Source organism: Halomonas sp., from assembly GCF_041689495.1.
Taxonomy (GTDB): domain Bacteria; phylum Pseudomonadota; class Gammaproteobacteria; order Pseudomonadales; family Halomonadaceae; genus Halomonas.
In genome coordinates this window covers 1-1,709 of the sequence record NZ_JBDNGD010000060.1, presented here as the reverse complement: position 1 = coordinate 1,709, position 1,709 = coordinate 1, and the positions used below count along the sequence as shown (strand labels likewise).

At 62.4% G+C, this 1,709-nt stretch carries 3 protein-coding genes; all 3 read right to left on the bottom strand.

What is annotated here, in order from left to right; all coding sequences use genetic code 11:
* Positions 1 to 350, bottom strand: a 350-nt coding sequence (locus ACESMD_RS02035; protein WP_372609864.1) for an ATP-binding protein, incomplete at its 3' end; no start/stop codon positions are given.
* Positions 351 to 352: 2 nt separating this feature from the next.
* On the bottom strand, positions 353 to 1,015 hold the full coding sequence (locus tag ACESMD_RS02030; RefSeq protein ID WP_372609862.1) for a hypothetical protein: 663 nt from the start codon (positions 1,013 to 1,015) through the stop codon (positions 353 to 355).
* Between the two features lie 15 nt (positions 1,016 to 1,030).
* The gene (locus tag ACESMD_RS02025) at positions 1,031 to 1,570 is read right to left on the bottom strand and encodes a molybdopterin-dependent oxidoreductase (protein WP_372609860.1); all 540 of its coding nucleotides are present in this window, start codon (positions 1,568 to 1,570) and stop codon (positions 1,031 to 1,033) included.
* Between the last annotated feature and the right edge of the window lie 139 nt (positions 1,571 to 1,709).

Sequence of the window (1,709 nt, the reverse complement as noted above, 5' to 3'; positions counted from 1 at the left end):
GGGATGTCTGCCGCCCAGCCACCGCGGGCACGCAGGCGTCGCGTGACCTCGAGACCATCCAGGTCAGGCATCTGGATATCCATGAAGATCAGATCGAAACGCTGCTGTGTCACCACCCTCAGGGCCTCGACGAGCCACCGAGATATCGCCAGACCCAGGCCGGTACCCCCGAAGTGTCGTGCCGTCGAGGCATCCCCTTGCTGGAAAGGTTCGAAGAGGCGTGACAGCGCCTCCGGTGTGATGCCGCAGCCAGAATCGATGACATCGAAGCGGATACCGACCTCTCCCTCGGGCCCGACGACGAGTCGCAACCGACCCTGCTCGGTGAACTTGACGGCATTGGAGAGCAGGTTCAGCAGGACCTGACGTAGCCGACCGGGGTCACTGAGGATCCGTGACGGCAGGTCCGCCGGGCGATGGCGTTGTCGCGTCCCTCCCTGAAGAGGATGACGACCACCATCAGGGCCGCCAGGCTCATGGCCAGGATCAGTACCAGCAGGAGCCCGTAGAGTTGCTGGAGTTGCTGACGCTCCCGCGTGGCGCTATCGGCCAGGTGGCCGTTGATGGCGATGACCAGTCGCTCGGTGTGTCCTGCCATTTCCTGAAGCCGGCCATCCAGCAAGACCAGGCTGTCACTGTCCAGACGCTCGAGCCCCTGGATCAACTGGTCGAGGGTATCCATGTGATTCTCGATCTCGGCGATCAGGCCCACCCCAACAGGCATCGTCGATATCAGCTCGGTGATGTCGCGCGTTCTCAGCAATGGCAGGCGACTGTAGAGCAACTCGAAACGCAGCCTCAGCCCCTCCACATGGCGATCGGGAAGGTTCAGGTAGTTACGTAGCTGGACGGTATCCCGATCGAGCTTGTAGGCATGCCAGGCCGCATCACCGCCCACGCTCTGGGACAGGCTCTCCTGACGCCATGACACCAGTCCGACCACCACCAGGGCGGCGGTGAAGAACAGCAGTGCAGCGAAGGCGCCAAGCTTGAGACGCAAGGGATAGCGCAGCACCTGGGATCTCCGGTATCAGTCTCGGTCCTTCCGGGACTCGACGTGGATGCGGCCGACCTGCCAGACCGAACGGAAGCGGATCGTTTCGTTATTCAACTCGGGGTGATGATCGAAGGGATAGAGGACGAAGAGAGGGCCAAAGTCACGGATGGCCATCGGCTGGCCATTGTGCCGCATCGCCAGGAGGGCGTCGTACTCATGGAAGTCCTCCACGGGAATCTGTGCCTCGAAATCATTGAGTGCCTGGACCCTCACCCGATCACCCCTTGCCCCTGCCGCCTCCAGCACCGTCCTGACCAGAGGTCCTTCGAAACGACCCGGCTGCCGGTGCCAGGGGGTGCGGGTCTCGATGGACCTGGGTGACAGGTCCATCAGCATCTCGCGGTCGAAGTGGACCTCGTCCCCCGCATTGGCATGGGCGACATCGCCACTGACCGTCAGTATCACTTCACCAGAGGGAACAGGCAGCGGGTCAGCGGCGGCGACCGGGAACGACATCGACAGGAAAGCCAGCGACAGCGTCGGGACAAGCGACAGGGCAAGACGTAAAAGCATGGGAACATCCCGGACAGTCAAGCGAATACCCACAGGATACGCGATCAGGGCTTACGGGTAATGTCTTCGGATGTCTCCTCCTCCCGGACCTCGGGTATCGTCTCGAGTCCAGCATGGGTTCCGGCAGCCAGCCGACCTC